This window comes from Geobacillus sp. LYN3 (assembly GCF_003064505.1).
Classification (GTDB): domain Bacteria; phylum Bacillota; class Bacilli; order Bacillales; family Anoxybacillaceae; genus Parageobacillus_B; species Parageobacillus_B toebii.
Genome location: NZ_QCWL01000001.1, coordinates 446909 through 454408, shown reverse-complemented (window position 1 = coordinate 454408; position 7500 = coordinate 446909). Strand labels below are relative to the sequence as shown.

The following is a 7500-nucleotide window of genomic DNA, read 5'->3' as shown; positions in this document are numbered from 1 at the left end:
GGAAGTTAAGCTCTCCAGCGCCGATGGTAGTTGGGGCCAGCGCCCCTGCAAGAGTAGGTCGTTGCTAGGCAAGATTTCACTGATAGAGCACCCTGCCTTATTCTAGGCAGGGTGCTTTTTCATTATGCTGGAAACAGCCGCTGTATCAAATATTCATAAAGCAATAACGGTACTTTTTCTGCAGTCAAAGATAAAAATTGAACAATCAATGTATATGCGTTACTTGAATAAGAGTGTAATAACTCACTCCACCATTCCGTTTCATATCGTGAAATCATACTTAAGTTATATAGTAATAAATAATGAGCGATTACTTCCGGAAGCATAAATATTTTTTCTCTCTTTATTGGAATACGGTATGTTCCATTCAAATGAAACATAAATGGTTCACATCCAATTGGCTGTAGTGGCGATTCGATGCCGATGTGAATAAAACGATCTTCTTCTTTCACAAAAGTAGCTTTTAAAAAATGCCATTCATGCTCTATGTAATGAATAAAGCGATTTAACGTCATATGGTAATGATCTAAAATTTCTATCGGAATCGCAATGGAATTGAGAGAAGAGTTATGTATAACTTCTATAGACAATATTTTTTTATCGTTAAATATGAAAAGTGATTCATGTAGTTCGCATATTCTTTGCAGTAACGTAACCATTCGAAATTTTTCTCCTGTTGTTTGTTTCACATGAAACATTTTTTCAGAAAAATGAGTGAACAAGCCGTTTTTTTGTACCTTTACTTCGTCATCTAAAAATTCATATCCTTGTTTTTTTCTTTTTCTTGTTGAGACTCCGTGTGCTAAAACGGAAGTAGACTCAGGATAATCTGCATCGACAGTAAGCAGGCAAGCTTTTAAAAGTTGTACCATTCCGTAAAATAAAAGAACAGGCTTAATCGATAAAGGCGCATGGCGTGCGGTTGAATAAAAGTTTTGGCCGTGTTCTAAATAATAAAGAAATGGATAGCAGTTCGTGTAGCTTTTTTGCATAGCATCTTCTCTTTCTTGTTTTACATAGCATTGATAAAGCAGTTGTTGAGCTATATCTGCCGAATGAAATACGATAAATTTGTTTGGAATGTTTCTGTCATCCAACATTTCTATCCCCCTACCATGAATTTTTTAACAAAATAACTGAAAAGTTGAACATTTTCTCTATTCCTTGACAGTAGTTTAACCAGTTGATAAGCTACTAATAATAATTTTCCGGACAAGGGGGAGAAAACATGTGGGAATCGAAATTTGCTAAAGAAGGATTAACGTTTGACGATGTGCTCCTTATTCCTGCAAAATCAGATGTATTGCCTCGTGATGTAGATGTGACTACAAAGTTAAGCGAAACATTACAGTTGAACATCCCGATTATTAGCGCAGGAATGGATACGGTAACCGAAGCAGAAATGGCAATTGCCATGGCAAGACAAGGTGGGCTTGGGATTATCCATAAAAATATGTCCATCGAGCAGCAAGCAGAGCAAGTAGACAAAGTGAAACGTTCGGAGCGAGGAGTTATTACGGATCCATTTTTCTTAACCCCTGAACATCAAGTATACGATGCGGAACATTTAATGAGTAAATATCGTATTTCTGGCGTGCCGATTGTCAATAATGAGGAAGAGCAAAAGCTCGTTGGCATTATTACAAATCGTGATTTGCGTTTCATCCAAGACTATTCCATTAAAATCGCCGATGTAATGACAAAAGAAAATTTAATCACAGCCCCGGTCGGAACGACACTAGAAGAAGCAGAAAAGATTTTACAAAAGTACAAAGTTGAAAAATTGCCGCTTGTCGATGAAAACGGAGTACTAAAAGGACTTATTACGATTAAAGATATTGAAAAAGTAATCGAGTTTCCAAATTCTGCAAAAGACGCGAAAGGACGGCTTCTTGTAGGGGCAGCTGTTGGTGTTACAGCTGATACGATGATTCGCGTGAAAAAGCTGGTAGAAGCAAATGTTGACGTCATTGTCGTGGACACGGCGCATGGCCATTCCAAAGGCGTCCTTGAAACGGTGCGTAAAATTCGCGAACAATATCCAGACTTAAATATTATCGCTGGAAATGTCGCGACAGCGGAGGCGACACGCGACTTGATCGAGGCAGGAGCGAACATCATTAAAGTCGGAATTGGCCCTGGGTCGATCTGTACGACGCGCGTTGTCGCGGGAGTCGGTGTACCGCAAATTACGGCAATATATGACTGTGCGACAGAAGCCCGTAAATATGGCGTCCCGATCATCGCCGATGGCGGAATTAAATATTCCGGCGATATTGTAAAAGCATTGGCAGCAGGGGCACACGCGGTCATGTTGGGCAGCCTTTTAGCCGGAGTATCAGAAAGCCCTGGAGAAACGGAAATTTATCAAGGAAGAAGATTTAAAGTGTATCGCGGAATGGGATCTGTTGCTGCGATGGAAAAAGGAAGCAAAGACCGTTATTTTCAAGAGGATAATAAAAAGTTTGTTCCTGAAGGAATTGAAGGGCGCGTTCCTTACAAAGGACCTTTAGCTGACACGATTTATCAGCTTGTCGGCGGTTTACGTGCAGGAATGGGGTATTGCGGAACAAGAAATTTAGAAGAACTACGAGAAAAGACGCAATTTATTCGCATGACGAGTGCCGGATTGCGAGAAAGCCATCCGCATGATGTGCAAATTACGAAAGAAGCACCAAACTATTCTCTTTCTTAATATATGTCTATTGACCTAACTTAGGCGGAGAAAAGCTTCTCCGTCTATTTTTTTGCACTGGAGTGTGTTACAATAACGTTTGTGTGAGGAGGGTGTGACAGTGAAAAACATCAAACATAAAATGTTGATCAGTTTACTTATTATTTCTCTATTTTTGAGCCTGTTGCCATTTCGTGTGGCAAAAGCAGCAAGCGATCCGCTAAATATCGAAGCAGATGCGGCGATCCTTGTGGATGCAAATACAGGGAGAATTTTGTATCAAAAAAATATTGATACAGTTCTCGGGATTGCTAGCATGACCAAAATGATGACCGAGTATTTGCTGTTAGAAGCAATTAAAGAAAAACGGGTAAAATGGGATCAGCAATATACACCAAGCGACTACGTTTATCGTCTTTCGCAAGATCGCTCTTTATCCAACGTTCCTTTACGAAAAGACGAAAAATACACTGTTCGTGAGCTTTACGAAGCGATGGCGATTTATTCCGCCAACGCTGCAACGGTAGCTATTGCCGAAATTGTCGGTGGTTCGGAACAAAACTTTGTCAAAATGATGAATGAAAAGGCGAAACAATTAGGACTTAAGGGATATAAATTTGTCAACTCCACGGGATTAAGCAATGAAGATTTAAAAGGGTTTCATCCGGAAGGAACGAACGAGAGAGAAGAGAATGTGATGTCTGCCCGTTCCGTCGCCACACTAGCGTATCATTTGTTGAAAGAATATCCAGAAGTATTGGAAACAGCAAGTACTCCTCGGAAAATATTTCGCGAAGGAACCGATGATCAAATTAAGATGGATAACTGGAACTGGATGCTGCCTGGACTCGTTCGCGAATATGAAGGGGTAGACGGATTAAAAACAGGTTATACCGAATTTGCTGGATACTGTTTTACCGGAACAGCGGAACGAGATGGCGTTCGTTTCATTACAGTAGTGATGAATGCAAAAAGCAACGGAAAATCGACCATCGAAGCTCGATTTGAACAAACGGAAAAACTGCTTCACTATGGATTTAGCAATTACTCTATCAAAAAGCTATACCCGAAAGGATATCAACTAAAAGGAAAATCGACGCTACCGGTAGTGAAAGGAAAAGAAAAGTCGGTTGCCATCGTAACCGATAAGCCGTTTTTTCTTGTCGTGAAAAACGGAGAGGAAAAAAACTATCGTCCTGTATATGTTTTTGATCAAAAGAAATTAACAGACAAAGGTGAATTAGTCGCACCTATAAAAAAAGGTGAAAAAGTCGGATATATGACATTGCAATACAAAGGAGAAGAGGGATATAGCTTTTTAAGTCCGGAAATGAAAAAGAATGTAAGTGTCGATATTGTTGCAAAGAACAATGTTGAAAAAGCAAACTGGTTTGTGCTTGCAGTGAGAGGAATTGGCGGGCTGTTTGGCGATGTATGGACAAGCGTAGTAAAAACGGTCAAAGGCTGGTTTTAAAAGCTCCTTCCTTTTTAGGGAGCTTTTTTCTATTGTGATTTTTTTAAAAATTGAGGTAAAATAAAAAAATGTAATCATCCATTGTAAACACTGTGGTGTTTTAGGGTTAACCATCACAGTGTAACGGCATAGTGAAACAAGGAGGAATGACAAGTGGCAATTACAGGTACAGATCGTGTAAAACGGGGAATGGCGGAAATGCAAAAAGGCGGCGTCATCATGGACGTGGTGAATGCGGAACAGGCGAAAATCGCAGAGGCAGCCGGTGCAGTAGCGGTGATGGCATTGGAACGCGTCCCTGCTGATATTCGTGCCGCTGGCGGTGTCGCGCGCATGGCAGATCCAACGGTCATTGAAGAAGTGATGAAGGCCGTATCGATTCCTGTTATGGCCAAAGCGCGTATCGGTCATTACGTCGAAGCACGCGTCCTTGAGGCGTTAGGTGTTGATTATATTGATGAGAGTGAAGTATTAACACCAGCTGATGAAGAATTCCATATTGATAAAAGACAATTTACCGTTCCATTTGTTTGCGGTTGTCGCGACTTAGGAGAAGCGGCGCGCCGCATTGCTGAAGGGGCATCGATGCTTCGCACAAAAGGAGAACCAGGAACAGGAAACATTGTCGAGGCAGTGCGTCATATGCGCAAAGTAAATGCGCAAATACGCAAAGTTGTCAGCATGAGTGAAGACGAGCTTGTGACAGAAGCGAAGAATTTAGGTGCTCCGGTCGAAGTATTGCGCGAAATTAAGCGGTTAGGCCGCCTCCCTGTCGTCAACTTTGCCGCAGGCGGTATCGCGACTCCAGCTGACGCGGCATTGATGATGCATTTAGGTGCAGATGGGGTATTTGTCGGTTCTGGCATTTTTAAATCGGAAAATCCAGAAAAATATGCGCGGGCGATCGTTGAGGCGACAGCTCATTATGAAGATTACGAGCTGATCGCTCATTTATCCAAAGGATTAGGCAGCGCAATGCGCGGTATTGATGTCGCGTCACTATTGCCAGAACAACGTATGCAAGAGCGTGGTTGGTAAGTAAAGGAGTAGACGTTATGATGAAAATTGGAGTGCTTGGCTTACAAGGCGCCGTACAAGAACATGTTCGTTCCATTGAAGCGTGCGGTGCTGAGGCAGTGGTCGTAAAAAAAATAGAGCAATTAGAGGAAATTGACGGCCTTATTCTTCCTGGCGGCGAAAGTACGACGATGCGCCGTTTGATGGATAAATACGGATTCATCGAGCCGTTAAAACAGTTTGCTGCAGCGGGAAAGCCGATGTTCGGCACGTGCGCTGGCCTCATTTTGTTAGCGAAACGAATCGTCGGTTATGATGAGCCGCATCTAGGATTGATGGATATTACGGTGGAACGCAATTCTTTTGGCCGTCAACGTGAAAGTTTTGAAGCCGAGCTTTCGATTGCTGGCGTTGCCGATGATTTTATCGGTGTATTTATCCGCGCTCCACATATTGTGGAAGTAGGAGAGGACGTCGAAGTTTTGGCGAAATATGAAGGACGTATTGTTGCGGCAAGACAAGGGCAGTTTCTAGGATGCTCGTTCCATCCTGAATTGACCGATGACTATCGTATGACACAATATTTTCTCAATATGGTGAAAGAAGCGAAAGCATAAAAAGAGTTGCGTTTCAAAAAAACTTATAGTACATTATTGGTACAAACAGGCATATGAAAATCGCATAGCGCTAAAGCGATGAAAGGAACTAGTAGCAAGGTCGTTTCTCTCCAGAGAGTCGGTGGGTGGTGCAAACCGATGGGAAACACTTGTGAATCCATCCTGGAGTAAAATGCCGAACGCGCAAGCTAGTAAGCATTTTCGGCTTTTCGCCGTTATCGATTCAAGCGGAAGACAGCCTCGTCTTCAATTAGGGTGGCAACGCGGGATTACTCTCGTCCCTTTTTGGGGACGGGAGTTTTTATTTTATAATAATAATAAAAAAGGAGGTATCGTTGATGCTTGATGTCAAATATTTGCGCAATCATTTTGAAGAAGTAAAAGAAAAGCTTCTAAAGCGCGGCGAAGATTTAACAAATATCGATCGCTTTGAAGAGCTAGACAAAAAGCGCCGCGAATTAATCGCAAAAGCAGAAGAACTAAAAAATAAACGAAATGAAGTATCCCAACAAATCGCCGTATTGAAACGCGAGAAAAAAGATGCTGATCATCTCATTGCCGAGATGCGGGATGTAGGGGATCGCATTAAAGCCATGGATGATGAAATCCGCCAAGTGGAAGAGGAACTAAATGCGTTATTATTGTCTATTCCAAATATCCCGCATGAATCGGTGCCCGTTGGAAACTCGGAAGAAGATAATGTCGAAGTCCGCAAATGGGGGGAACCGCGTTCGTTTTCATTTGAACCGAAACCGCACTGGGATATTGCCGAACAGCTCGGTATTCTTGATTTTGAACGGGCCGCGAAAGTAACAGGAAGCCGCTTTGTCTTTTATAAAGGACTCGGCGCCCGCCTGGAGCGCGCGTTAATTAACTTTATGCTTGATGTTCATATCGAGGAGTTTGGCTATCAAGAGATATTGCCTCCGTACCTTGTCAATCGGGCGAGTATGACGGGAACAGGACAATTGCCAAAATTTGAAGAAGACGCATTCCGTATCGAAACAGACGATTACTTTTTAATTCCGACAGCAGAGGTGCCTGTGACAAATTTACATCGTGATGAAATTTTATCCGCGGAAGATTTGCCGATTTACTATGTTGCTTATAGTGCATGTTTCCGCGCCGAAGCTGGTTCTGCTGGACGTGATACAAGAGGGCTTATTCGCCAGCATCAATTCAATAAAGTAGAGCTGGTGAAATTTGTGAAACCGGAAGATTCATATGACGAATTAGAAAAGTTAACAAATCAAGCAGAGAGAATTTTGCAACTGCTTGGACTTCCTTATCGTGTTGTATGTTTATGCACCGGTGATTTAGGGTTCTCGTCGGCGAAGACATATGATATTGAAGTATGGCTGCCAAGCTATGGAACGTATCGTGAGATTTCTTCGTGCAGCAACTTTGAGGCATTCCAAGCACGGCGTGCTAACATTCGTTTCCGCCGCGAACCAAAGGCGAAACCGGAATATGTGCATACGCTCAATGGATCAGGGTTGGCGATTGGTCGCACGGTGGCCGCCATCTTAGAAAACTATCAGCAGGAAGATGGAACGGTTGTCATTCCAGAAGTACTGCGTCCGTACATGGGAAATCTAGAAGTTATTCGATAAATAAGAGCAGGGCGGATTTGCCCGCCCGCTCTGCCATCAGCTCTGAGGAGTAAAAATTCTTCGAGATAAATTGAACTTCTAGCCCCCAAATTTTGATAAATATGC

General features: G+C 42.4%; 6 protein-coding genes and 1 other annotated feature. Of the genes, 5 read left to right on the top strand and 1 reads right to left on the bottom strand.

Going from position 1 to position 7500, the window contains the following annotated elements; genetic code table 11:
* Nucleotides 1–122 precede the first annotated feature (122 nt).
* Nucleotides 123–1100, bottom strand: a complete 978-nt coding sequence (locus DCC82_RS02395; RefSeq protein WP_062756477.1) for a YaaC family protein — start codon at nucleotides 1098–1100, stop codon at nucleotides 123–125.
* A 128-nt stretch (nucleotides 1101–1228) separates the two neighbouring features.
* Here DCC82_RS02395 and guaB point away from each other — a divergent pair, with 128 nt between their 5' ends.
* The 5 genes from guaB to serS all read left to right on the top strand — a co-directional run bounded on the left by guaB (nucleotide 1229) and on the right by serS (nucleotide 7395).
* Nucleotides 1229–2695 (top strand): IMP dehydrogenase, encoded by a 1467-nt coding sequence (gene guaB / locus DCC82_RS02390; protein ID WP_012748788.1) that lies wholly within the window; start codon nucleotides 1229–1231, stop codon nucleotides 2693–2695.
* Nucleotides 2696–2816: 121 nt separating this feature from the next.
* Nucleotides 2817–4148 (top strand): serine hydrolase, encoded by a 1332-nt coding sequence (locus DCC82_RS02385; RefSeq protein ID WP_187252171.1) that lies wholly within the window; start codon nucleotides 2817–2819, stop codon nucleotides 4146–4148.
* A 153-nt stretch (nucleotides 4149–4301) separates the two neighbouring features.
* Complete coding sequence (pdxS, locus tag DCC82_RS02380; protein ID WP_062756475.1) at nucleotides 4302–5186, top strand: pyridoxal 5'-phosphate synthase lyase subunit PdxS; 885 nt, start codon at nucleotides 4302–4304, stop codon at nucleotides 5184–5186.
* A 17-nt stretch (nucleotides 5187–5203) separates the two neighbouring features.
* The gene (gene pdxT, locus DCC82_RS02375) at nucleotides 5204–5782 is read left to right on the top strand and encodes a pyridoxal 5'-phosphate synthase glutaminase subunit PdxT (protein ID WP_012748791.1); all 579 of its coding nucleotides are present in this window, start codon (nucleotides 5204–5206) and stop codon (nucleotides 5780–5782) included.
* Between the two features lie 69 nt (nucleotides 5783–5851).
* Nucleotides 5852–6068 (top strand) — a binding site (T-box leader).
* A gap of 52 nt (nucleotides 6069–6120) precedes the next feature.
* Entirely contained in the window at nucleotides 6121–7395 is a 1275-nt protein-coding gene (gene serS / locus DCC82_RS02370; protein WP_062756473.1) for a serine--tRNA ligase, read from the top strand.
* The last annotated feature ends 105 nt before the right edge of the window (nucleotides 7396–7500 follow it).